We start from the raw sequence: 23,488 nt of genomic DNA, 5'->3' as shown, positions 1-23,488 counted from the left end.
CGGACGGCGGCGGCCTGCTCGCGGTTGAGCGGCAGCGCGGAGCGGATCTCGCCGTCGCCGGGCGCGGGGGCGTCGGCGGCGCCGTACATCGCGGCGAGCGCGGTGGCGTCGAGGTCGGGGCGGTCGGCCCAGTCGTGGAGGCTCTGGCCGATGGGGCCGGACTCGGTGCGGGGCCCGGCGATGTAGACGACGGAGCGGGCGAGCACGACCGGTTGGGAGCCTTGGGTGTCGGGCCGGTGGGTGACGGCGGTGACGGCGTACCCGGCGGCGGTCGCGGCGGCGAGGAGCCAGGCGGGGTCGGCGAGGTCGCCGCCGGTGCGCTCGGGGGCGAGGACGGCGGCGAGGCGCGCCGCGTGCGGGGTGCCGACGAGCTCGGGGTGGAAGACGAGGTCGCCGGCGGGGACGATCTTGTGGTCGAACGGCTCGGTCCGGGCGACTTCGAGGCGCACGGGCCGGGTGACGAGGGGGACGGCGAGGCGGCGGCGCTTGCCGTCGACGCGGTGCACGCCGGTGACGATGCCCCAGCCCTGGCGCAGGAGCCGCTCGTCGCGGTGGAGCTCGTCGTGCGCGGCGAGGTCGGCGGCACCGGGGACCGTGGTGAGGCTGCCGGCCCAGGCGGACTTCTGGCCGATCTCGTCGAAGTCCGCGGCGGCCGCGGTCTTGTTGACGGGGGCGAGGTCGGCGAGGGCGGTCAGGATGCGGGCGGGGTCCATGGCGGCAGTGTACGGCCGGGTGACCGGCCCGTCGCACATGAGCGGGGCGGGGTCCGGATCGTCCCGGTCGGACCGTTCCGGGTCGCGCGGCGGGCACGGGGAAGGCCCCGGGGCGGGAGGTGCCCCGGGGCCTGTTCAATCCCGCGCGGAGCGGGAGTGCCGTCGTCCCCCTTGCGGGGGAGCGGATCCTGCTACTCGACGCAGAGGATGCCGCTGGTGCGGCCGAACTGGTCGCTCAGCTCGTAGTAGACGCCGGCGCAGGCCGCCGCGGCGCCCTCGACGTCGGGGGCCGCCCAGTCGGCGGTGTCGAAGGTGACGGCCTCGGTGACGGTGGTGTCGGCGGTGGCGTCGGCGCAGTCGACCTGGTACCACTCGGTGTCGGTGCTGGACATGCAGCTGCCGGTGTCGGGGGTGACGGGGGTCTTGCCCTCGGCGTTGGGCTGGTCGAGCGCCTCGATGCAGAAGAGGTAGTCGACGTTGCCGGTGGTGACGTCGTAGATCATGTTCCAGTCGGTCCACGGCTTGCCGGGCAGGTACGCGCCGACCTCTTCACCGCAGGTGTCGTAGATCGCCTGGGTGTCGGTGAGGTCGCCGCCCGCGGCGGTCAGGCCCGGGTCCGCGACGATGTTCGTGATCGACCAGAACGCGTCGGCGCCGGAGCAGTCGACGTCGAAGACGGCCGGGTCGTCGCTGAGGACCTCGTAGGGCAGGCAGTCGCCGGCGGCGGCGTCGGCCACCGCGTCGACCTGGTCGCCGCTGACGTCGGTGCTGTCAGTGTCCGAGCCGGCGTCCTCGAGGATGCCGCAGCCGGAGAGGGCGATGGCGGCCGCGAGGCCGACGCCGCCGACGGCGAGAAGGCGGCGGATGGATCCGAGTTTCGTGTTCATTGGCTGCTTTCTGTGCGGCACCGCTTGTCGGGTCGGACGGTGCTCCTGAGTTCGTCGTGAAGATATGCGGAGCCGTCGACTACGGACGCGTCAGGCGCCGTCACTTTCAGGTTCGGCAGCTCGTTGACCTGGGGTTTGATCGCGTTCGCGAGAACGTGGGCCAGCGCTCATGAGCAGGATCACGATGGTTGCAATTCGGTCAAGCAGCGGGATCCGCTACAGAATCCCCGGCTGTTCCGTTGCGTCCGTTCGGTTCGCGACGTGGTGGCGATTGGGTGGTGGTCCGGTCGGCGAACCGTTCCGAGAAAAGGAGGGCGCGGGTTCCGCCCAATGGTCTCCGCGCCCTCCGGTCTCGGGGCCCCGGCCGCTCGGGCCGAGGGTTCGGCACTAGCCGATCTCGACGAAGTACTTGGTGCCGTCGAGCGACCAGAGGTCCTCGACGTAGAGGAGGTAGGACTCGGCGCCGGTGGGGATCTCGACGCAGGAGGAGCCGCTGGCGGACGAGCCGGGGGAGACCTCGGCGACGTCCAGGAGGTCGTTCTCGACCATGTTCAGGCAGTCGACGCTGTCGTAGAAGGTGCCGTCGGCCCAGATGCCGAAGGTCGCGTCGACCCACAGGGTGCCGGTCGCGTCGCCGTTGTAGGTGCCTTCGAGGGTGACGAGCGCGAACTGGTTGCCGGCGGCCGGCTCGGTGTTGTACTCGTTGGCGCCCATGACGGCCTCGGTCCCGTCGATCTCGACGGAGCCGGTGACTGACCAGTCGGTGATCTCGACCGTGGAGCCGGCGGGGAGCGGGGCCTCGGGGGTGGTGCCGTCGCCGGTCGCGGCCTCTTCCTCTTCGACGACCTCTTCGGCCGCGGAGTCGTCGGAGCCGGTGTCGCCGCCGGAGGTGTCTTCCCCGGCGCTGCAAGCCGACAGGGCCGCGAGGGCGATGAGGGCGGCACCGCTGGCGGCGAGGAGGCGCTTCGAGATCTCGGGGAATTCGATGTTCATGGGAAACCTTCCGTGGGGTGATGTTCGTTGATGGAAGCTTGTGAAGTTACTTCACGAGAATAGTAGACTGTGTCGAGCCCGCGCAACGCGGGGTGGGTTACGATTCGATAAATCAAGACAGGAGCCCGCATGACCACCCGTGACGCCGGCCCAGGCGAGACCATCACGCTGACCGACCTGGCCCGCCTCGCCGCGGTCGGACGCAACGCCGTCAGCAACTGGCGGCGCCGAGAGCCCGACTTCCCCGCCCCCGTCGACGATTCCGCCCGCCGCCCCCGCTTCTCCTTGCCCGCCTTGGAAGCCTGGGCCGAGACCCACGGCCGGTCCCTGACCGTCACCGGCGCCGACCGCCTCTGGTTCCGCCTGTCGAGCGCCCACTCGACCGCCGAGGCCGCACTGGAAGCAGTGGTCGAGGCGTTCGGAGGCAAGGGGGACGAACAACTAGTGGCCGAAGTTCGGACCCTCGCTGAGGAGACCCTGGCCTTCGACCTGCTGGAGTTCTTCATCCAGCGCGCCCGCGAGGCGGCCGGAACCGGTGTCCCGCCGGGGATCGCGCCGCTCGCCGACATCGCGGCCGCGGTGAGCGCCGAGCACACCGCGAGCCAGGTGCCGATGACGGTGTACGACCCGGCCTGCGACGAAGGCGACCTCCTCGCCGCGGTCGCCGCGAAGCTCGGCCCGTGCTCGGCACTTCACGGACAGGACCTGTCCGGCGCCCGCGCCGCGATCGCCGAGCAGCGCCTGCGGTTCCTCGACGTGATCCAGCGCGGCGGCGGACCGGTGGACAACAGGTCGGTCGGCAAGGCCGATGTGGCCGCGCGCGTGGGAGACTCGCTCCTCGCCTCCCTACCCGCGGACCGCTACGACCTGGTCGTCTGCGACCCGCCGTTCAACGTCAAGGACTGGGGCTACGACCGCCTCCCGGACGGCGACGACCCCCGCCTGGCCTACGGGACCCCGCCGCGCACCGAGCCCGAGCTGGCGTGGGCGCTGCACTGCGTGGCGCTCCTCGCGCCCGGCGGGCACGCGGTGGTGCGCATGCCCGCGCAGGTCGCGCACCGACGCTCGGGCCGGCGCATCCGCTCCGAGCTGCTGCGCTGGGGGGCGCTGCGCGCGGTCGTGGACCACCCGGAGGCCAAGGCGCACATCTGGATCCTGGCCCCGCGCGGCGAGACGACCCAGCTCCTCGTCTCCAACGGCCGCGACTTCACCGAAGCGTGGCTGAACTTCACCGCGGCCCCCGACGCCCCGATCGCCACCCCCGACTCGGTGACGGTGCCGCTCATGCGGCTGTGGGACGAGGACGTCGACATCTCCCCCGCGGTCTACCTCGCAAGCACCACCGGCACCACCGAGGACCTCGCCGACGCGGTCGCGCACCTGGGCATCCGCCTGGGCGAGATCGCCGAGCAGCCGCTGCCGCGCTTCGGCAGCGGCCCGGAGCTGTCGGCCCCGGAGACGAGCCTCGGCGACCTCGAACGAGACGGCCACCTGATGGTGGTCGCAGGAGGCGAGACGGGAAGCGGAGCAGGCGAACCGAGCGGGGTCCGCTGCGTGATCGTCGACCCGGTCGGCGAGCCGCCGGTGCGGATCGGGCTCAGCGGGGAGGAGACCGAGACCCAGTGGACGATCCGCTGCGAACCCACGGTCGACCTCGGCTGGATCGCCGCGGCCCTGTCCGCCCGGCTCCCTGCGGCCTCGAAGCGGACTGCGACGGGGGCCAAGCGCCGCATCCTGTCGGTGAAGATCCCGCGGCTCACCCTGGCCGACCAGCAGCGGCGGGGCGCGGCCTTCGCCCAGATCGAAGAACTGCGCTCAGCCCTGACGGCGGCCGGCCGCCAAGCCGAGGCCCTGGCCGCGGAAGCGGCGGCCGGCCTGGTGTCGGGAGCGGCGACGGTCCAGGACTGAAGACGGAACGGAAACGGCCGGGCGTGAGCCCGGCCGTTTCCATGTGCGATGAATGCGCAACGGCCGGGCCCGAGGCCCGGCCGTTTCATTGTCCGATGGTCTTGCGACCTGCGGCGATGCCGCGATCTGGAGCCGCTGACAGGATTCGAACCCGCAACCTACTGTTTACAAGACAGTTGCTCTACCGTTAAAGCTACAGCGGCTGGTCAGCGCCGTATTCCCAGCGAGACGCATCGATTCTAGCCGACCGGTGCACCGCCCCGAGACCCCCGGGATCGAGGGCCCCGGGCGGGTCTTCCAGGTCCCGGCCGATTCGCGGGCGGGCCCTTCGGCGTTACCCCCACTCGGCCGAACGGCGGTAGCATCCGGACTTATGGAGCACTCCTCTGGCGGGCCCCGGTATCCCGAGCAGGACCCGGTGTCGTTGCGGCGGGCCGTCGTTCCGCTGACGATCGCCGTGTGGCTGTTCGGGTCGGGGCTGCTCTGGGTCGCGGCCATGGGAGCCGGGTCCGAGTCGCACCACGACACCGTCCTCGAAACGGACCTGCGGACCCTGGCGGCCCAGTTCGCGGTGGTGCTGTTCGTGCTCGGGCCCGCGGCGGTCGGGATGTTCCAGCTCGGATTCGGGAACCGGATCGCGGGGTATTCCTGGCTCGCGCTCACGATCGTGCTGGGCGCGCTGATGCTCTCCTCTGAGAACGTCGTCGGATTGATGAGCCTGTGATGGACGGCCCGGAGACTCCCGCCGAACCGGCCGCGAAGCCGCGCGTGCCCGTCTCGGTCGTCGGCTCGGTCGTGCTGCTGTGGCTGATGGCCGCGGCCCTGGTGTGGTTGACCGCGGTGTCGGCGGTCCTGACCGGTTTCGAGGTGTCGACGAGGTACCACGATTCCTTGGGGGCCTTGGCGTTCGTCGAGCCGCTGCTGTTCCTGGCCGTCGCGGCCGCGACGGGTCTGGTCGCGGTGAAGGTGTGGACCGGGCGGGACTGGGCCAGGCGGTCGGTGGTCCTCGTGGCCGCGGTGATGCTGGTGGTCGCGCTGTTCACCAGGGCGGGCTTGACGTTCGGGACCGGGCTCGCGGGCACGCTCCTGTTCCTCCTGCTGCTGGTGCTGTCGGCCCTGCCCGCCTCGCAGCGCTGGTGCGACCGCGAGTCGGCGCGGCACAGTCCGCGGATCGGGGACCGGGTCGAGCCGCCGTTCCTGGTCGTGGCCGAACTCGTCCTGCTGTGGGCGGCCGTGGTGTTCTCGGTGCATTTCGGGGTCGTGGCGCTGCTCACGAACGACGGCGGCGAGGACCCCGGGTTCGCGGTGTGGGCGGCGCTGGTGATGGTGCTGCTGGCGGTCGTCCACGGCGCGTTGAACATCGGCCTGACCAGGCGGCGCGACTGGGGGCGGCTCGGAACGGTCGGGCTCGCGCTCCTCTACGGGCTGTGGCTCGTCTGGGGCGCGATCGCGGCGCTGGTCGGCAGCGGGCCGTGGGTGATGTTCCTGGTGCTGTGCCTGGTCCCGGCGGCGTTCGTGTGGGCGCTGCTGAACGCCGAGTCGAAGACCTGGTGCGCGCGAAGTGGGTGAAGCGGCCCGCCGGGTCGATGGCGGCGGGCCGCTCGTCTCTTCAGATCAGTTGGGGCCCTTGGTTTCTTACTTCAGGCCGTAGGAGCGGATCGTGGTGTGGGTGACCTCGGTGCCGCGGTCGTCGACGGCGGTCATGCGGACCGAGACCCATGTGGCGCCGCGCGGGTGGACGAGTTCGGCCGTGGCGGTGTCGCCGTCACGGTCGATGTCCACGGACTTCCAGGTCGCGCCGTCGTCGTAGGAGACCTCGAAGGTCATGTCGACGGCGTCCACGTCCGGCCCGTACTCGTAGGTGCGCAGGTCGAGGGTGATCTCCTGGCAGCCGCGCTTGGGCGCGTAGCCGCCCTCGATGGCGTCGGAGGTCAACTGCACGACCGGGAGCGGGATGTTGACGAACTCGTCCACGGCGCCGCCCTCGGAGTCGAAGGACCATTCGATGGAGGCGTCGGTGCCGAACACGCTCGTGGTCGACGGCTGCGTGAGGTCGGCGGCGAGCGTGTAGCGTCCGGCGTCGGCCGGCAGTTCGGTGAAGAGCCGGTCCCGGTAGAAGTCCATGCCCTCGGCGGAGGCGATGGTCTCGCCGTCGCGGCTGAGGGTCATGTTCCCCTTGGGGCCGATGAGGACCAGGTTCTCGTCGTTGCCGCCGGCGGCGGCGTAGACCACGGCGCCGAAGACCTCGGTTCCGGCGTCGTTGATGCGGAAGGTCTCGCTGGGGGCGGCGGAGAGGCCGCCGCGGGGCATGACCCGTTCGGTGGTGCCGGGTTCGAAGACCGTTCGGTAGTCGACGCCGAAGCCGTCGATCATGCGGCCCGACTCGTCGCGCTCGCCGGCGGAGAGGAGGTTGCCCCAGACGGTCTCGGGGTCGGCGGTGTAGTACATGGTCCGCTCCGAGGGGACGGCGGTGGGGACCAGGCGGCAGAAGCCCATGCCGATCTGGCGGCCGGTGTAGTCGCCGTAGTCGCAGGTCCTGCCGGCGAAGGGGGTGCCGAGGTCGCGGTAGTCGGTCTCGACGGTCGCGAGGTCGTCGTCGGCGACCGTGTAGGCGGGGTCCTCCGGGTAGCCGGAGCCGTCGACGAAGGCGAGGTTGTAGACGTAGGGGTCCGGCGCGCCTTCGGGACTCGTGAGGACCGTCTGGTAGTTGAACCCGAGCTCGAACTCGGGGAGGTCGGGTTCGGGGAGCAGGAACGCGTCGGTCTGGGTGCTGAGGAAGTTGCCGCTGCCGAGGTTGACGTCCCCGGCCCGGGCGTCGATGGTGACGATGGCGTCGAGGAGCTCGGCGTCGGGCTGCTCGACGCCGACGCTGATCGGGGCGGCGTCGGAGGCGTCGACGACGAGCTCGGCGGGTCCGTCGCCGATGGTCACGGAGATCATGCCGAGGACGTACTCGCCCCGGTTCGCCTCGGTGGGGTCGTCCCAGAAGTCGACGACGATGACGTATTCGCCGGGCGGGAGCGCGGTGGAGCCGTTGCCGTTCTCGTCGATGTCGATGGCGTCGAACCCGGTCCCGCTGCGTTCGGCCCAGTACATGGAGGCGCCGTCGGGCGCCTTGCCGTCGCGGTTGAGGACGGTGACGGCGAGCTTCTGGGCGTCCTCGGCGGCGGTGAGGTCGGCCGCGGAGGTGTCGGGGACGAGCCCGGCATAGGCGCGGTCGTCCAGTTCGGACTCGGGAGCGGCGGCCGCATCGCTTTCGCCGGCGCGCAGGAGTTCGGAGACGTTGTAGCGCCTGGGGTCCTCGTCGCCGCTCTGGATGGCCGCGACGCGGTCGGTCGGGACGACGATGACGTCCCCGGTCGGCGAGGACGGGGTGATGAAGGAGGCGTCCTCGCGGCCCGCTGCGGGCTCGATGGCCTTGGAGCCGTTGGGGAGGACCGTGACGCGGTCGCCGGTCGGGAGGGTGACGGTGGCGGGTGCGGCGGCGCCTTCGGCCGCGGGGGCCGGGTCCTCGGCCTGTGCGGCGGCGGTGCCCGCGAACACGGAACCGGCGATCACCGCCGCGGCGGCGACCGCCGATCCGGTGCGCTTGAGTTGTCGCATAAGGAGATCCTTAGTGCTGGACTCGAACGGGCCGGACGGCCCGTCCGGATCCAAGGCGCTCCAAGATCACGGAATGGTTGCAGGCGCGAGATCGCTTGTGCGCCAAGCGGAATCCTCGTGACGGATTGCGACGGTTCTATGAGTCCCTGAAGGAGTAGATCTGGGAGCCGGCCGGGGTGAGGCACGCCAGGCGCGTCTCGGTGGCGTCGCAGGCGAGGACTTCGAGGTCGATGCGCAGCTCGGTGAGGGAGCCGTCGCGGCCCAGGCCGGTCACGTTGCCGATCGCGGTGCCGAAGGTGGAGCGGGCGGGCCAGTCGAGGGCGCTGCCGCCGTCGATCGGGTCGAAGGTGTCGTCGAGGCCGTTGTTGACGGTCTTGAAGCCCTTGCTGTAGATCTGGGTGCGCACTTCGTCGCCCGCGTAGTACTCGGCGAGGATGCGGTTGCCGAGCGGTTCGATCCAGCCGTACTCGCGGTCGGTGAACTCGTGGACGATCTCTTCTTTGTCCGAGTCGTAGACGCGCCAGTGGTAGACGTCCGTCTGGGCCTCGACGAGTTCGCCGACGCAGACGAGCTTCTCGCCGCAGACGGTGATCGCGGCGGGCGCGACCTCATCCGACTTGACCTCGACGCTCTTGACCTGGGAGAGGTCTTCGACGTCGTAGACGTTCAGGTCGTAGCCGGTCTCCTTGTCGACCGCGACGTACAGCAGGCCGTTCCAGGAGTAGTAGATGTCGTCGACGGTCTCGATCTCCTTGGAGGACACCAGTTCACCCGACTCGGTGTCGTAGACGTGCGCGACGTTGTTGCTCGTGACGACCCACACGCGGCCGTCGCCGTTGTCGAGCTCGGTCGGGTGGGCGATGTCGTCGGGGGTGCCGACGAGGTTCCACTGGGCGGTCGTGACGCCCTCGTCGAACTGCCACGCGGACTTCCGCTCGCCCGCGGCGTCGAGGACCTCGAAGGAGGAGCCGCCGACCGGGCCGAGGACGAGGAGGTCGCCCGAGCGGGCGGCGTCGCGGGTGGTGCTGGTGATGGTGTTGCGGATCTGGCCGTCGTCCCAGTCGAGGAAGATGAACCGGAACTCGTCGGCGGCCTCCTCCTGGGAGAACGCGATGAGGTCCTCGGACACGAAGTAGGCGTTGTTCCAGCCGGTGCCGGGGAGGACCTGCTCGGCGTCCCACAGGAGTTCGCCGGTCTCGTTGTCGACCGCGCGGACGTGCAGCTCCTGGCCGGACTCGTCGTCGGAGGCGGTGGTGTAGAACATCGCGGACCTGTCGCCGACGGAGCGGATCTCGTAGACCTGGTCGTCGACCTCGCCGCCGAGGGCCTGGACGTCGCCGACCTCGGTCAGCTCCTCGGCGAACGGGCGCTGCTTGTAGGGGTTGGCGAACCACCAGACGCCGACCGCGACGGCGGCGATGAGCACGACCGCGGTCACGCCGATCGCGATCCACTTCGGAGGGATGCGGTGGGCCTTGTACTCGGTGCCGCGCTTCGGCGGGCCCAGCGGGTCCTTCGGGATCTCGCTGCGGCGCAACTGAACCGTCTGGTCCGAGCCCGGCGTCACGGGCGGCAGGCCGAGCGAGGGGGCCGTCAGCTGCGGCGGCGGGGAGGGCATCGGGGCCGGGGGCGTCACCGGCACGGCCGAGGTGAGGGCGATGGCGGCGCCCTCGGAGACGGGGAGCTCGGGCTGCTCCAGGACCGTCGGCGCGATGCCGAGCCCTTCGTGGAGCATCTTGGACACCATGGGCATCCGCGAGGAGCCGCCGACGAGGAACAGCCCGGCGAGCTGATCGGGGCGGCGCCCGGTCAGGCCGAGGACCCGCTGGGTCTCGGCGATCGCGCGGGCCAGCAGCGGGCGCGAGATCTGGTCGAGCTCACCGCGGGTCAGGTGCAGCGACTGGGCCATGTCGGGGACGGTGACGGGCGCGACCGAGGAGCGCGACAGCATCTCCTTCGCGCCGCGCACCTCTTCCCACAGTTCGCGGCGGTTGCGCAGCTCGCTTGCGCCGCTGGGGTTCTCAAGGCGCTTCCAAATGCCCGGCTCGCGCTGCTTCACCGTCTCGCCGATGTGGGCGACCAGGGCCGCGTCGAAGTCGAGGCCGCCGAGGTCGGGCAGGCCGCCGTCGGCGAGGACCCCGAACGAGCCGTCGGGGCGCCGCTCCAGGACCGCGATGTCGAGCGTGCCGCCGCCGAAGTCGAACACCGCCAGGGGCTGGCCGGCGCCGACCTGGTGGGACAGGCGCGACGTGTAGTAGTGCGCGGCCGCAACGGGTTCGGTGATGATCTTGACCGGCCGGTACCCGGCCTGCGCGGCCGCGTCGTGCAGGGCCGCGCGCCGCTGCTCCGACCACGCCGCCGGGCACGTCAGGACCGCGTTCGGCAGGTGCCCGACCGACTCGATCGCGGTGCGCGCCACCCGGGAGAGGATCGCCGCGAACGCCGCCGTCACCGGGATCTCCCTGTCCCCCAGCAGGATCGTGCGGTCCGAGATGCGCTGCTTCGGGTTCGGCTCGAACCGCTCGGGGGCGGTGAGCGCGAGGCGCTCGGCGTCCTTGCCGGTGTGGAGCGTCCCGGCGGGGTCGAGGAACACGGCCGAGGGCATCACCGGTGAGCCGTCGAACAGGAGCGGGCGCGTGCGGCCGTCGGGCCACACCACCACGGCCACGGTGTGCGAGGTACCGAGGTCGACGCTGAGCAGGTAATCGGCCGGCATACGGGTGCAGCTCCGGGGGGCTAGGGCGTGCGGGATCGTTTCAGATTAGTGCGGCGGCGCGAATCGCGTCGGCACGGGATCACCCGTTGTGGGCCCGGCGTCCGGGCCGGAATCGTGCATTCTGTTTCCTATAGGATGCACGATTCGGTGGCGGGTCAGCGGCGCTGGCGCTGGACCTCGGCGAGCGCGATGGAGGCCGCGACGGAGGCGTTCAGCGACTCGACCTCGCCGGAGATCGGGATGCCGGCGCGGTGGTCGCAGGTCTCGGACACGAGCCGGGAGACGCCCTTGCCCTCGTCGCCGACGACGATGAGGAGCGGGTCGGTCGCGATCGGCAGGTCGAACACGTCGACGTCGCCGCCGCCGTCGAGGGCCATGGTCATGAACCCGGCCTTCTGGCAGGCCTGGATGGTGCGCGTGAGGTTGACGACCTTCGCGACCGGCAGGCGCGCGGCGGCGCCCGCGGAGGTGCGCCAGGCGACGGCCGTCACGGAGGCGGCGCGCTTGGACGGGATGATGAGGCCGTGGCCGCCGAACGCGGCGGTGGAGCGGATGATCGCGCCGAGGTTGCGCGGGTCGGTGACGCCGTCGAGGGCGACCAGGAGCGGCGCGGTCCCGGAGGTCTGCGAGATGTGGAGGAGGTCCTCGAACTCGCTGTACTCGTAGGGCTCGATCTGGAGGCCGATGCCCTGGTGGAGGGCGTTGTTGGTGCGGCGGTCGAGGTCGCGGCGGGCGAGCTCCTTGATGGGGAGGTCGCGGTTGCCGGCGAGGCGCACGGACTCGGCGACGCGGTCGTCGAGGTCGGTGCCGAACGCCACGTAGAGGGCGGTCGCGGGGACCTTCGCGCGGAGCGCTTCGAGGACGGGGTTGCGGCCGAGGATGAGCTCGGGCTCGTCGTCGCGGCGGCGGCGCACCTGCTGGACGTTCGGGCGGACCTTGCCGATGTTGGTGGTGCGGCCCTCGGAGGCGGCCTTGGCGCGCTCGGTGGCCTGCTTGCGCTGGGTCTTCTGGGGCTTGTCGTCCCCGGTGTACTCCTTGTGCCAGGGGCGGTCGGCGGCCTTGAGGGTGCGGCCCTTGCCGGCCAGGCCCTTCTTGCCCCCGCCGGAGCCGATCTTCGGGCCGGCCTTGCTGGTCTTGCGACGGTTCGGGTGCCCGCCCTTGGTGCTCATCGGTTCAAGTTCCCCAGTGGTGTCGGTCGTCGTCTGCGGACAGGCGATCGCCTAGTCCACGGTCCACACGGGACCGCGAGGGGTGTCCTTGACGGTGATGCCGGCGTGCGCGAGGTCGTCGCGGATGCGGTCGGCAGCCGCGTAGTCCTTGCGGGCCCTGGCTTCGGCGCGCTGTTCGAGTGCGAGCTTCACGAGCGCGTCGACCGCGCCGGTGAGCTTCGCGTCCCCCAGGTCGTCCCAGTGCGGGTCGAGCGGGTCGAGGCCGAGCTGATCGAGCATAGCTCGGACTCCGGCCCCGGCGCGGGCCGCGGCGGCGTCGTCACCCGCATCGAGTGCGGCGTTGCCCTCGCGGGCGGCGTCGTGGATCACTGCGACGGCGGCGGGTGTGTTCAGGTCGTCGTCCATCGCGGCGGTGAAGTCGGGGGCGAGGGAGCCGCCGATGACGGCCTCGGTGCCGAGCGCTTCGGCCGTACGGTGTACGAAGTTGCTGAGGCGCTCCCAGGCGGACTGGGCCTCGGCGAGGGCGTCCTCGGAGAAGTCGACGGCCGACCGGTACTGGACGCCCGAGAGGTAGTAGCGGATCGCGGCGGCGCTGAAGCCCTTCTCACCGAGGGCCGCGACGGAGAGGGTGTTGCCGAGGGACTTCGACATCTTCGTGCCCGAGAGGTTGAGCATCCCGTTGTGCACCCAGTACTTCGCGAACCCGAGGCCGGCCGCGCGCGACTGCGCGAGCTCGTTCTCGTGGTGGGGGAACATGATGTCGGTGCCGCCGCCGTGGATGTCGAAGGCGTCGCCGAGGTAGCGGCGGGCCATCGCGGAGCACTCGATGTGCCAGCCGGGGCGGCCCGGGCCCCACGGGGAGGTCCAGGCGGCGTCCTCGGGCTCGCCGGCCTTGTGGGCCTTCCACAGGCCGAAGTCGCGGGAGTCGCGCTTGGCGCCGGACTCGGGGCTGGAGAGCATGTCGTCGGGGCGGCGGTGCGAGAGCTGGCCGTAGTCGGCCCAGGAGGACACGGAGAACCAGACGTCGCCGGCGTCGGTGGCGTAGGCGTGGCCGCGCTCGACGAGGGACTCGATGAGGTCGATCATCTGGGTGATGTGGCCGGTCGCGCGGGGCTCGTACGTGGGGGGCGCGACGTTCAGGGAGTGGTAGGCCTCGGCGAGCTTCTGCTCGTTCTCGTAGGCGATGGCCCACCAGGGGCGGCCCTGCTCCTCGCCGCGGACGAGGATCTTGTCGTCGACGTCGGTGACGTTGCGCACGTAGGTGACGTCGTAGCCGCTGCGGCGCAGCCAGCGGATGAGGACGTCGTACGAGACGCCCGAGCGCAGGTGCCCGATGTGCGGGGGCCCCTGGACGGTGAGCCCGCACAGGTATACGCCGACGCGGCCGGGATTCCGGGGCTGGAATTCGCGGATCGAACGGGTGCCGGTGTCGTACAGTCGCAGGCTCACGCGTCAAGTCTAGACAACGCGGGCCTCCGCCTAGCGGCCCGCGCCCCGCGTGTCAAGGGCTCGAACGGAACGGGCCCCCGGCGGTGCCGGGGGCCCGTCGCCGTGCCGTTCCCTATGCCGCGCGGCGCCTGGCGATCACCAGGACGCCGCCGCCGATCGCGAGGACCGCGGCGAGGGCCACCAGGAGGCCGGTCGCGTTGGTGCCGGTCTTGGGGAGCTCGCCCGAGCCGGCGTCCTCGGTGGGCGTCTCGCTAGGGCCGCCCGGAACGCCTTCACCGGCGATGTCCCACAGGGTCGTGGTGCCGGAGACCTCGTTGCCGACCGCGAGCATCGGGCGCCCGGTCGGGGAGTCCGCGGCCGCGACGAACGCGATCGACTCCGGGCCGGAGTCCCCGCCCCCGTCGCCACTGGGCTCGACCGCGAAGTCGCGGTTGCTCACGTAGTCGACGAACGTCGCGTCCGCGGGGTCGGTGACGTCGTAGACCATGACGTCGCCCTGGCGCTCCAGGCCGATGAACGCGTACGTGCGGTCCCCGACCTGCCCGATCGCGACGGCCTCGGGCTCGGGGCCCTTGTCGTCGGAGCGGTCGTCGAAGTCGTTGGCCTCGTTGTCGGCGTTGAAGTTCTCGCCTTCGAGCGCCGCCACGGTCTCCTCGAACTCGGCGCCGGAGTCGAAGACCAGTTCACCGTCGGCCGACCAGATCGAGAAGGACCGGCCGCCGAAGGAGTACAGCCCGTCGTAGCAGCCGTCCGCGGTCTCGCCGAGGGTGCTGGTGACCTTGAGGCGGCCCAGGTTCTCGTCGGCCTGGAGCTCGGCGAGGTCGGCGCCGCCGAACGCGCCCTCGCACAGTTCGAGGTCCTTGACGCGGGCCTCCTCGGAGTAGTCGCCCCACTCGCGCACGTCGCCCTCGTTCGCGGTGACCAGGTAGGTCTCCCCGCCCGCGGCGTACGTGTCGATCCCGTCGGGCAGGTACAGGCCCTGCACCGGCCACGCGGCGACGTTCACGGCGTCGTCCTTGTCGGAGGCGTCGAGCCCGTTGCCTTGGGCTGCATGGTCCTTCGTGCCGAGCGGCAGGAGGTCGGTGATCTCACCGGCGGCGAGGTCGACGACGGCGATCGCGTTGTTCTCCTGGAGCGTGACGTACGCGGTCGCGTCATCCGCGATCGACACGTACTCGGGCTCGATGGCGCGCTGCACGGCGTCGCCGCCGGTGAGGTCGGGACCGAAGACCCGGAAGCCCTCGGGGAGGGACGTCTCGTCCCAGGCGGTGAAGTCCGCGGTGGTCACGTCGAAGGTGGCGGCGTCGACGATCGAGACGGTGCCGACCGGGTCGACCGTGTAGCCGTCGTCCGGCTCGCCCTCGTCGGCCGTGACCGCCTTGGAACCGTCCGGAGTGAACGCGATCGAGTCCGGCTGGGCGCCGACCTGCGCCGAGCCGAGGAAGGCGCCCTCGGTGTCGAAGAACGCGACGAAACCGGGGTCGGTCTTCTCGGGGGCCTCGACCGCGACGGCCACGCGGCCGCCGCTGACGGCCACGGAGTTGACCGTCGCACCGTCCTGGCCAAGGGCCGCCGCGGCGTCGATCACGGCGTGCTTCACCGGGTTCGCCGGGTCGGACACGTCCAGGACGTCGACCACGCCGGCCTCCGCGTTCACGGCGAACACGCGCTTCGTCGCGGGGTCGTAGGCGACGATCTCGGCGGCGCCCTCCGCGAACACGCCGGTCGAGTACGTGCCGAGGACCGACAGGTCGAGGGCGGGGTCGTCCTGCGCGAGCGCGGGCACGGGAACGGCGAGCGCCGCCAGCCCGACCGCGAGCGCGGGTACGAGCAGTCGCTTCTGCACAGCTGGATCCTGACTTCTCAAGGGAACGGGGGTGACGGGCCAAGTCCACCGAGGCAAGCGGTACCCCCAACGAGCGCCGAGGAAACGGCGGGTGAACAGCCAGTCGCGAATCGGGCCCGCGAGTAGTACCCCGGTACCGCTCGGCCGTCCTATCTCATCCCTGGGAACGAGCGGGAAATCGGTCTCCGCGCCCATGTGCGCAGGGCCTCGCCCCTCATAGACTGACCCGGTCCCTCATTCGCGATCCCCGATGGGAGCCCCATGATCACCGCGAAGGGTCTGTACAAGCGGTACCGCAAGACGGTCGCCGTAGACCACCTCTCCTTCGACGTGCGCCCCGGCGTCGTCACCGGATTCCTCGGCCCCAACGGGTCCGGGAAGTCCACGACCATGCGCCTCATGCTCGGCCTCGACCACGGCGAGGGCGAGACCCTCTTCGACGGCAAGCAGTTCGGCACCATCCGCCGCCCCATGAACGAGGTCGGCGCCCTGCTGGAGGCCAAGCCGTTCCACCCGACCCGGTCGGCGCGCAACCACCTGCGGATGCTCGCGGCCGGAAACCGCATCGCCGACAAGCGCGTCGACGAGGTCATGGAGTTCGTCGGCCTCGGCGACGTCAGGCGCAAGAAGCCGAAGGGCTACTCGCTCGGCATGGCGCAGCGGCTCGGCCTCGCGCAGGCACTGCTCGGCGACCCGCAGACGCTCCTGCTCGACGAACCCACCAACGGCCTCGACCCGCACGGCATCCACTGGATGCGCGACGTCCTGAAGACGCTCGCCTCAGAAGGCCGCACGATCTTCGTCTCCAGCCACCTCCTGTCGGAGATGCAGCTGATGGCCGACGAACTCGTCGTCATCGGCCGCGGCACCATGATCTTCAACGGCGACGTCGACACGTTCGTCCGCGAGTTCACGCAGTCCCAGGTGGTCGTGCGCGGCCCCGAGACCGCCGGCCTGACCGAGGCGCTCAAGGCCGAAGGGGCCGAAGTGGTCTCGGAGGACGACGCGCTGGTCGTGTCGGGCCTGGAGATCGGGAAGGTCGGGCACGTCGCGTTCACGGTCGGAGCCGAACTGCACGAGCTGTCGACCCGCCGGGCCTCCCTGGAGGAGGCGTTCATGTCCGCCACGGGCTCCTCCGAGGAGTTCGTCGCCAAGGAACCGGTCCGCGCCGCCGAACCGGCCACCGCCGCCGCCGAAGGGGAGGCCCTCTGATACTTGACGCACTGCGCTTCGAGTGGACGCGGATCGCCACCCTCCGCTCCACGTACTGGCTCATCGGCATGGGCCTGCTCGTCACCACCGGCGTCGCGGTCCTGCTCGGGGTCGCGGCCCGCAACGAACCGCTGGACGCCGAGATCCTCACGACCGCCGTCAACGGGGGCGCGTCGTTCGGGCTGCCGTTCCTCGCGGTGTTCATGGCGATCATCGGCATCTTCGCGTGCGGCCACGAGTACCGGCACGGCACGATCCAGCCGACGCTCACTTCGCTGCCGCAGCGCTCGCGGCTGATCCTCGCGAAGCTGATCGTCGTGACCGTGACGACCGTGGTCGTCACGGCCCTGTCGATGGCGATCAACACGGCGGTCGTCTACATCGTGTGGGGCGAGGCCCCGGGCCTGTTCGAGGACCCGATCGGGACCGCGCTGGCCGGGTACGCGATCTACACGCTCATCTACGTGCTGGTCGGTTTCGGGTTGGGCCTGCTGTTCCGGGGCGTGCCCTCGGCGCTGGTCGTGATCTTCCTGATGCCGCTCATCATCGAGTCGATCATCATGGGCCTGGCGTTCATCCCGGCCCTGGACTGGCTGGTCCCGGTCGTGAAGTTCCTGCCGTTCACGGCCGGCTCGCGCCTGATGGAGATCGTCCCGCCCGACTTCGGCCCCGGCAGCCCCGACTTCGACCTGTTCTCCCGCTGGACCTCCGGGGGCATCTTCGCCCTCTTCGCCGCCGTCATCCTCACGACGGCCTGGATCCTCTTCAAAAAGCGCGACGCCTAACACCCACCGCGCGACGACAGCGGCCCGTGGCGGAAGCCACGGGCCGCTGTTGTTCGCTCTTGAATTGTCGGACCCGCGAGGCAGGGTTGTTGCCCGGGGGCCCGAAATTCCCGATTCGGGCGATGCTTGGGGTGCCCTTTTACTGGGCGGCTTCAAGCTCCCGGCGGACCAGGTCCGCGGTCTCGATCGAGTTGAGGGCGGCGCCCTTCATGAGGTTGTCGGCGACGACGAAGAACTCCAGGGAGTTCGGGAAGTCGATCGACTGCCGGATGCGCCCGACCTGGGTGCCGCTCTTGCCGACCGAGTCGATCGGCATCGGGAAGACGCCGTTCGCCGGGTCGTCGACCAGCGTCACGCCGTCGGCCGCACCGAGCACCCGGTGCGCGTCCGCGACGGTCACTTCACGTTCGAAGGTCGCGTGCACGACCTGCGAGTGCCCGACCGCGACCGGCACGCGCACACAGGTCGAGGCGACCTTGAGGTCGGGCAGGCCGAGGATCTTGCGGGACTCGTTGCGGACCTTGAGCTCCTCGCTCGTCCAGCCGTCGTCCTTCCAGCCGCCGACCTTCGGCACGACGTTGAGCGCCAGCGGCGCCCCGAACGGCGCGTTGAACGCGTCGCCGAGCACCAGGCGCAGGTCGGAGCCCATGGTCCCGACCCCCTCGATACCCGCGATCTTCTCGATCTGCGCGTACAGGGCCTCCAGACCCTCCTTGCCCGAGCCCGAAGCGGCCTGGTACGAGGCCACCGACATCGACACGAGCCCGAACTCCGCGTTCAGGGCCGCGAGCGTCGGGATGAGCGCGAGCGTCGTGCAGTTCGCGTTCGCGATGATGCCCTTGGGCCGGTTCGCGGCGTCCTGCGGGTTCGCCTCGCGGCACACCAGCGGCACCTCGGGGTCCATCCGGAAGTACCCGGACTTGTCGATGACGACGACGCCCTTCGCGGCCGCCACCGGCACCCACTCGGCGCTGACCTCGTCGGGCAGGTCGAAGTGCGCGATGTCGATCCCGTCGAAGACCTCATCGCCGATGGCCTGGACGGTGAGGACCTCGTCCCCGACGTCGAGCTGCTTCCCGGCCGAGCGGGCCGAGGCGATCAGGCGCACCTCGCCCCAGTTGTCGCGCTCGGCGGCGATGAGCCGGCGCATGATCGACCCGACGACGCCCGTGGCGCCGACGATCGCGACGTTCAGCTTGCGCGCCATGGCTACCGCCCCGTCCCGGCGTAGACGACGGCCTCTTCGGTGCCGCCGAGTTCGAACTTGTCGTGGACCGCGCGCACCGCCGCGTCGAGGTCGGTGTCGCGGCACACCACCGAGATGCGGATCTCCGAGGTGGAGATGATCTCGATGTTGACGCCCGCGTCGGCCAGCGCCTGGCAGAAGTTCGCCGTCACGCCCGGGTGCGAGCGCATCCCGGCGCCGATGAGGGAGACCTTGCCGATGTTCTCGTCGTAGATGAGCTTCTCGAAGCCGATCGCGCCCTGGTGCTTCTTGAGCGCCTCGGTGCCCTTGGGGCCCGACTCCTTGGGGAGCGTGAACGAGATGTCGGTGTGGCCGTTGCCGGCGGTCGACACGTTCTGGACGATCATGTCGATGTCGATCTCGGCGTCGGCGATCACCTGGAAGATCGAGGCCGCGGCGCCCGGCTTGTCGGGGACGCGGGTGACGGTGATCTTCGCTTCGGAGCGGTCGTGCGCGACGCCGCTGATGAGTGCTTGCTCCACTGGCAGCTCCTCCATGTAACCCGACACCATCGTGCCGGTCTTGGTCGAGTACGACGAACGGACGTGCAGCGGGAGCCCGTAGCGGCGGGCGTACTCCACTGAGCGCAGGTGCAGGATCTTGGCGCCGGAGGCGGCCATCTCCAGCATCTCCTCGAACGTGATGGTGTCGAGCTTCTTCGCGTTCGGGACGATGCGGGGGTCGGCGGTGTAGACGCCGTCGACGTCGGTGTAGATCTCGCACACGTCCGCTTCGAGGGCGGCGGCGAGGGCGACGGCGGTCGTGTCCGAGCCGCCGCGGCCGAGGGTCGTGATGTCCTTGGTGTCCTGGCTGACGCCCTGGAACCCGGCGACGATCGTGATGAAGCCCTCGTCGAGCGAGGAGCGGATGCGGCCGGGCGTGACGTCGATGATGCGGGCCACGCCGTGCGCGGCCGTGGTGATCATGCCGGCCTGGGAGCCGGTGAAGGACCGGGCCTGGAAGCCGAGGTTGTTGATCGCCATCGCCAAGAGCGCCATGGAGATCCGCTCGCCCGCGGTGAGCAGCATGTCGAGCTCGCGCGGCTCGGGGACCGGGGAGACCTGGGCGGCGAGGTCGAGGAGCTCGTCCGTGGTGTCGCCCATGGCGGAGACGACGACGACCACGTCGTCGCCCCGCTTTCGCGTGGCTACTACTCGTTCAGCGACGCGCTTGACGCGTTCGGCATTCTCGACCGATGAACCGCCGTACTTCTGCACGACTAGCGCCACGGGTTTCACCTCACTCGCTCATGTCTCGCGTGACATTCAGGTCGCCCTCCGGAGGGCGGCCATGTCACCTTAGCTGCGCGCCGCGGTGTGTCGCCAGGTCGTTCCGGGTGCCGGGACAGAGAATCGGCCGGTGGGAACGAGATGGACGAGACGGGCAGTGGCGGCGCTCACGGCGGCGGCGCTGCTGGGCCTGGCTGGGTGCGGGACCGCGACGGCCGAGGACGAGCTTGAGGAGGCGCCGCGGCGGCACAGTGCACAGGCGACGCTGATCGGGCGCGTCACCAGGGCCCTCGATACGAGTTTCACCGCGGAGTACGCGTGGTCGGAGGGCGGCACGGTCACGGTGTGGGCGGCGAAGGACGGGACGTGGCGCGTCGACGTCCCGGACTGGGCGCTCGGGGGCACGGTGGACGTGTCGGTGGCGTGGACGACCGGCGGGTTCTTCCAGTGCGCGGCGGGCCGGTGCGTGAAGATCGCCGGGATCACCGGGGAGGTCCCGCGCGAGCTGGACCCGCAGGTGCAGCGGCCGTTCACGGAGTGGCTGCCGCAGCTGCTGGACCGGCACATCCCGTTCTCGGTGGCGCAGGACGGCGACTGCTTCACGCTCACGCCGAACACGGTCGTCGTGGAGGCGCCGATGCCGCCCGGCGAATGGTGCCTGGACCAGGCGGGCACGATCCTGTCGGTGGAGAGCGGCGCGTTCGGGACGCTCGAACTGGAGGGCGAGCCCGCGGAGGCGGCCGACACGGTGGAGCTGCCGGGCGAGGTCGTCGACGAGGAACCGTTGGGCGCCAAGGCGCCACCGGAGCCGACGCCGACGGCGACGCCCTCCGGGGCCCCATCGCCGTCGCCGAGCCCGTCCCCCGACCAGGCGACGGGACAGTAAGGAATGCGACAGGACGTGCGGTTTCGACTGCTGAGCGTGGCACCATGAACGGTGGCGACGACGCCGACCGGCCCGGACCGGCGGCCCTCCCGGGGCGCCGGCGGCGGGCTCCGCTGCCACTGAAGGAGCGCGCATGAACGCACCCATCAACCGCCACGCGACGACCGCGGTCCCCATCCATCCGCTGCTGGCCTCGCGCCACTCGACGCGGGCGTTCACCCCCGACGTCGACTTGAGCGACGCGCAGGTCGCAGCGCTGTTGGAGGCGGCCCGGTGGGCGCCGAGCGCGGGCAACACGCAGCCGTGGCGGTTCCTGCTCGCCAGGCGCGAGACCGGCGAGTTCAAGCGGGTCCTCGACTGCCTCAACCCCGGCAACCGCGACTGGGCGTCGCACGCCTCGGCGCTGCTGGTGGCCGTGCGGACCGACGCGAACGCGAAGGGCCCGCTGTCGCACGCGATGTACGACCTCGGGCAGGCCATGGCGCACCTCACGTTCCAGGCCGCGGCCGAGGGTCTGACGGTCCGGCAGATGGGCGGCTTCGACGCCGCGGCGCTCGCCGCGGAGTTCGACCTGGAGGCGCCGCTGGTGCCGACGACGGTGGCCGCGATCGGCGTCGCCGGGGACCCGGCCGCACTGGCCGAGTCGGTGGCGGGGCCGGACCGCAACGTGCGGGTGCGCCTCGACGTCGACGACCTGCTCATCCGCCCGTAGGCGGCCGAGCGGATTCGGGGCTGTCGGATTCTGGACGGCGGCGGGTTCGCGGGACGCGCCGTCCCACGATCCGGGCGTCGGGATCGACCGGTGCGGGTTCCGCGGTGTACGCTCGCGGGGTCATGCGGTGTTCGATGCTCCTTATCTGCCGCGGCGGGGCCAACTAGGTCGGCTCCCTCGCCGCGGGTTTTCGCATGCCGGCTGGATCAGTCAAAGGCCAGACAACCAGCGTCATCACAGGAGCATCCGTGACTTCCCAATCCTCCACGCCCTTCGCCGAGCGCGCGAAACGCTACCAGCCGTACCGCGCCCAGTTCAAGGTCGAACTCCCCGACCGCACGTGGCCCGACAAGACGATCGACGCGACCCCGATCTGGTGCGCGGTGGACCTGCGCGACGGCAACCAGGCCCTCATCGACCCGATGACGCCCGACCGCAAGAAGAAGATGTTCCAGCTGCTGGTCGCCATGGGGTACAAGGAGATCGAGGTCGGGTTCCCGTCGGCTTCGCAGACCGACTTCGACTTCGTGCGGATGCTGATCGAGCAGGACCTCATCCCCGACGACGTCACGATCCAGGTCCTGACCCAGTGCCGCGAGCACCTGATCGACCGGACCTTCGAGAGCCTGCGCGGCGCGAAGCAGGCCATCGTCCACTTCTATAACTCGACGTCGGTGCTCCAGCGCCGCGTCGTGTTCGGCCTGGACAAGGACGGCATCACCGACATCGCCACGCAGGGCGCGCGGATGTGCCTGAAGTACAAGGACATCCACACCCCGGACACGGCGATCCGCTACGAGTACTCGCCCGAGTCGTACACGGGCACCGAGCTGGACTACGCGGTCGAGGTGTGCGCCAAGGTCGCCGAGGTCATCCAGCCCACCCCGGACTGGCCGCTGATCGTGAACCTGCCTGCGACCGTTGAGATGGCGACCCCCAACGTGTACGCGGACTCCATCGAGTGGATGCACCGCAACCTCCCGAACCGCGAATCGCTGATCCTGTCGGTGCACCCCCACAACGACCGCGGCACCGGCGTCGCCGCCGCCGAACTGGCCGTGCAGGCCGGCGCGGACCGCGTCGAGGGCTGCCTGTTCGGCAACGGCGAGCGGACCGGCAACGTATGCCTGGTGACGCTGGGCATGAACCTGTTCAGCCAGGGCGTCGACCCCGAGATCGACTTCTCCAACATCGACGAGATCAAGCGCGCCGTCGAGTACTGCAACCAGCTGCCGGTCCACGAGCGGCACCCGTACGCGGGCGACCTGGTGTACACCGCGTTCTCCGGCTCGCACCAGGACGCGATCAAGAAGGGCTTCACCCACCTGGAGGCCGACGCGACCGCCGCGGGCGTCGTGGTCGACGACTTCACTTGGGGCGTCCCGTACCTGCCGATCGACCCGAAGGACGTCGGCCGCAACTACGAGGCGGTCATCCGCGTCAACTCGCAGTCGGGCAAGGGCGGGGTCGCGTACCTCATGCAGAGCGAGTACGGCTTCGACCTGCCGCGGCGCATGCAGATCGAGTTCAGCCAGGCGATCCAGCGGCGCACCGACGCCTCCGGCAAGGAGATCTCGACCGAGGAGATCCACGAGGTCTTCCGCTCGGAGTACCACCCGGAGTACCAGCCGCGCACCCGCCTGATCGTGGAGGACCACGACACGACCTACGCCGACGAGAAGCTCAACCTGGACGCCACGATCGTCCTGGACGGGGTCGAGCAGAAGGTCTCCGGCACCGGCAACGGCCCCCTGTCGGCGTTCACCGACGCCCTGGCGTCGGTCGGCGTCCACGTCGAGGTCCTCGACTACGCCGAGCACGCCCTGTCCGCCGGCCAGCACGCCCAGGCCGCGTCCTATGTGGAGTGCGCGATCGACGGCCGCACCGTCTGGGGCGCCGGCGTCCACCCGAACATCGTCCTCGCAACGATGCGCGCGGTGGCCAGCGCGTACAACCGGGCCTGACCAGGTCGTAGCGGGTGCGGCGGAACCGCCGCCGCACCCTGCAACCAATCGTCGCCGGGACCTTCCGATCCCGGCGAGGTCGCCAAGCCGAGTCGAAGAACCGACCGCCACGCTGCCCGAACCGCGACCGCCCACAAGGTGACCGCCGAGCCCGGGCCCCGACATCCGGG

17 protein-coding genes, 1 tRNA gene and 1 pseudogene are annotated in these 23,488 nt (G+C 70.7%); 8 read left to right on the top strand and 11 right to left on the bottom strand.

All coding sequences use genetic code 11. The features are described 5' to 3' along the window. The 3 genes and pseudogenes from DI269_RS09295 to DI269_RS09285 form a co-directional block, all read right to left on the bottom strand. Positions 1-713: pseudogene (locus DI269_RS09295) on the bottom strand (hypothetical protein); the annotation flags it as partial. A 191-nt stretch (positions 714-904) separates the two neighbouring features. After that, a complete protein-coding gene (locus DI269_RS09290; RefSeq protein ID WP_112135016.1) occupies positions 905-1,600 on the bottom strand; it encodes a hypothetical protein in 696 nt (231 codons plus the stop codon). A gap of 387 nt (positions 1,601-1,987) precedes the next feature. Beyond that, positions 1,988-2,593, bottom strand: a complete 606-nt coding sequence (locus DI269_RS09285; protein ID WP_112135014.1) for a hypothetical protein — start codon at positions 2,591-2,593, stop codon at positions 1,988-1,990. 129 nt (positions 2,594-2,722) lie between these two features. Between DI269_RS09285 and DI269_RS09280 the strand changes: the two genes are divergently transcribed. Then, positions 2,723-4,501, top strand: coding sequence for an N-6 DNA methylase (locus tag DI269_RS09280; RefSeq protein WP_112135012.1), 1,779 nt, complete (start codon positions 2,723-2,725; stop codon positions 4,499-4,501). Positions 4,502-4,628: 127 nt separating this feature from the next. Here DI269_RS09280 and DI269_RS09275 read toward each other — a convergent pair. Next, positions 4,629-4,704, bottom strand: a tRNA-Thr gene (locus tag DI269_RS09275). Positions 4,705-4,874: 170 nt separating this feature from the next. Between DI269_RS09275 and DI269_RS09270 the strand changes: the two genes are divergently transcribed. Both DI269_RS09270 and DI269_RS09265 read left to right on the top strand, forming a co-directional pair. Beyond that, a complete protein-coding gene (locus DI269_RS09270) occupies positions 4,875-5,225 on the top strand; it encodes a hypothetical protein (RefSeq protein WP_112135010.1) in 351 nt (116 codons plus the stop codon). Then, entirely contained in the window at positions 5,225-6,070 is an 846-nt protein-coding gene (locus DI269_RS09265; protein ID WP_112135008.1) for a hypothetical protein, read from the top strand. Before DI269_RS09270 ends, DI269_RS09265 begins: the two co-directional genes overlap by 1 nt. A gap of 66 nt (positions 6,071-6,136) precedes the next feature. Here DI269_RS09265 and DI269_RS09260 read toward each other — a convergent pair whose 3' ends face one another. The 5 genes from DI269_RS09260 to DI269_RS09240 form a co-directional block, all read right to left on the bottom strand. Next, positions 6,137-8,104 carry a hypothetical protein gene (locus DI269_RS09260; protein WP_112135006.1) on the bottom strand — a complete coding sequence of 656 codons (1,968 nt, stop codon included), beginning with the start codon at positions 8,102-8,104 and terminating at the stop codon, positions 6,137-6,139. A 136-nt stretch (positions 8,105-8,240) separates the two neighbouring features. Further along, positions 8,241-10,820 carry an Hsp70 family protein gene (locus DI269_RS09255; RefSeq protein WP_112135004.1) on the bottom strand — a complete coding sequence of 860 codons (2,580 nt, stop codon included), beginning with the start codon at positions 10,818-10,820 and terminating at the stop codon, positions 8,241-8,243. A gap of 155 nt (positions 10,821-10,975) precedes the next feature. Beyond that, positions 10,976-11,989, bottom strand: coding sequence for a 23S rRNA (guanosine(2251)-2'-O)-methyltransferase RlmB (rlmB, locus tag DI269_RS09250; protein WP_112135002.1), 1,014 nt, complete (start codon positions 11,987-11,989; stop codon positions 10,976-10,978). A gap of 51 nt (positions 11,990-12,040) precedes the next feature. Further along, positions 12,041-13,438 carry a cysteine--tRNA ligase gene (gene cysS / locus DI269_RS09245; protein ID WP_112135000.1) on the bottom strand — a complete coding sequence of 466 codons (1,398 nt, stop codon included), beginning with the start codon at positions 13,436-13,438 and terminating at the stop codon, positions 12,041-12,043. Between the two features lie 112 nt (positions 13,439-13,550). Further along, positions 13,551-15,284: a choice-of-anchor I family protein gene (locus tag DI269_RS09240; RefSeq protein ID WP_157974860.1), complete on the bottom strand. Its 1,734-nt coding sequence runs from the start codon at positions 15,282-15,284 to the stop codon at positions 13,551-13,553. A gap of 261 nt (positions 15,285-15,545) precedes the next feature. On the opposite strand from DI269_RS09240, the gene DI269_RS09235 reads away from it, so the two are divergent. Together DI269_RS09235 and DI269_RS09230 are read left to right on the top strand one after the other, a co-directional pair. Next, positions 15,546-16,496 carry an ATP-binding cassette domain-containing protein gene (locus DI269_RS09235; protein ID WP_112134998.1) on the top strand — a complete coding sequence of 317 codons (951 nt, stop codon included), beginning with the start codon at positions 15,546-15,548 and terminating at the stop codon, positions 16,494-16,496. 68 nt (positions 16,497-16,564) lie between these two features. Then, positions 16,565-17,281 (top strand): ABC transporter permease subunit, encoded by a 717-nt coding sequence (locus DI269_RS09230; protein WP_112134996.1) that lies wholly within the window; start codon positions 16,565-16,567, stop codon positions 17,279-17,281. Positions 17,282-17,420: 139 nt separating this feature from the next. On the opposite strand, the gene DI269_RS09225 is transcribed toward DI269_RS09230, so the two are convergent. Together DI269_RS09225 and DI269_RS09220 are read right to left on the bottom strand one after the other, a co-directional pair. Next, positions 17,421-18,488: an aspartate-semialdehyde dehydrogenase gene (locus DI269_RS09225; protein ID WP_112134995.1), complete on the bottom strand. Its 1,068-nt coding sequence runs from the start codon at positions 18,486-18,488 to the stop codon at positions 17,421-17,423. A gap of 2 nt (positions 18,489-18,490) precedes the next feature. Continuing rightward, the gene (locus DI269_RS09220; RefSeq protein WP_112135024.1) at positions 18,491-19,756 is read right to left on the bottom strand and encodes an aspartate kinase; all 1,266 of its coding nucleotides are present in this window, start codon (positions 19,754-19,756) and stop codon (positions 18,491-18,493) included. A gap of 157 nt (positions 19,757-19,913) precedes the next feature. On the opposite strand from DI269_RS09220, the gene DI269_RS09215 reads away from it, so the two are divergent. The 3 genes from DI269_RS09215 to leuA all read left to right on the top strand — a co-directional run bounded on the left by DI269_RS09215 (position 19,914) and on the right by leuA (position 23,318). Next, positions 19,914-20,642 (top strand): hypothetical protein, encoded by a 729-nt coding sequence (locus tag DI269_RS09215; protein ID WP_112134993.1) that lies wholly within the window; start codon positions 19,914-19,916, stop codon positions 20,640-20,642. 133 nt (positions 20,643-20,775) lie between these two features. After that, entirely contained in the window at positions 20,776-21,354 is a 579-nt protein-coding gene (locus tag DI269_RS09210; RefSeq protein ID WP_112134991.1) for a nitroreductase family protein, read from the top strand. Positions 21,355-21,548: 194 nt separating this feature from the next. Beyond that, the gene (gene leuA, locus DI269_RS09205; RefSeq protein ID WP_112134989.1) at positions 21,549-23,318 is read left to right on the top strand and encodes a 2-isopropylmalate synthase; all 1,770 of its coding nucleotides are present in this window, start codon (positions 21,549-21,551) and stop codon (positions 23,316-23,318) included. Positions 23,319-23,488: the final 170 nt, after the last annotated feature.

Source organism: Glycomyces dulcitolivorans (assembly GCF_003265355.1).
In the GTDB taxonomy this organism is placed as follows: domain Bacteria; phylum Actinomycetota; class Actinomycetes; order Mycobacteriales; family Micromonosporaceae; genus Glycomyces; species Glycomyces dulcitolivorans.
Note: the sequence above shows the minus strand (reverse complement) of the source record. Positions and strands in the feature narration are given on the sequence as shown.

Coding starts and splice junctions, on each gene's coding strand:
- DI269_RS09290 (WP_112135016.1), bottom strand. CDS start 1,600: ATGAACACGAAACTCGGATCCATCCGCCGCCTTCTCGCCGTCGGCGGC.
- DI269_RS09285 (WP_112135014.1), bottom strand. CDS start 2,593: ATGAACATCGAATTCCCCGAGATCTCGAAGCGCCTCCTCGCCGCCAGC.
- DI269_RS09280 (WP_112135012.1), top strand. CDS start 2,723: ATGACCACCCGTGACGCCGGCCCAGGCGAGACCATCACGCTGACCGAC.
- DI269_RS09270 (WP_112135010.1), top strand. CDS start 4,875: ATGGAGCACTCCTCTGGCGGGCCCCGGTATCCCGAGCAGGACCCGGTG.
- DI269_RS09265 (WP_112135008.1), top strand. CDS start 5,225: ATGGACGGCCCGGAGACTCCCGCCGAACCGGCCGCGAAGCCGCGCGTG.
- DI269_RS09260 (WP_112135006.1), bottom strand. CDS start 8,104: ATGCGACAACTCAAGCGCACCGGATCGGCGGTCGCCGCCGCGGCGGTG.
- DI269_RS09255 (WP_112135004.1), bottom strand. CDS start 10,820: ATGCCGGCCGATTACCTGCTCAGCGTCGACCTCGGTACCTCGCACACC.
- rlmB (WP_112135002.1), bottom strand. CDS start 11,989: ATGAGCACCAAGGGCGGGCACCCGAACCGTCGCAAGACCAGCAAGGCC.
- DI269_RS09235 (WP_112134998.1), top strand. CDS start 15,546: ATGATCACCGCGAAGGGTCTGTACAAGCGGTACCGCAAGACGGTCGCC.
- DI269_RS09230 (WP_112134996.1), top strand. CDS start 16,565: ATGGGCCTGCTCGTCACCACCGGCGTCGCGGTCCTGCTCGGGGTCGCG.
- DI269_RS09225 (WP_112134995.1), bottom strand. CDS start 18,488: ATGGCGCGCAAGCTGAACGTCGCGATCGTCGGCGCCACGGGCGTCGTC.
- DI269_RS09210 (WP_112134991.1), top strand. CDS start 20,776: ATGAACGCACCCATCAACCGCCACGCGACGACCGCGGTCCCCATCCAT.
- leuA (WP_112134989.1), top strand. CDS start 21,549: ATGCCGGCTGGATCAGTCAAAGGCCAGACAACCAGCGTCATCACAGGA.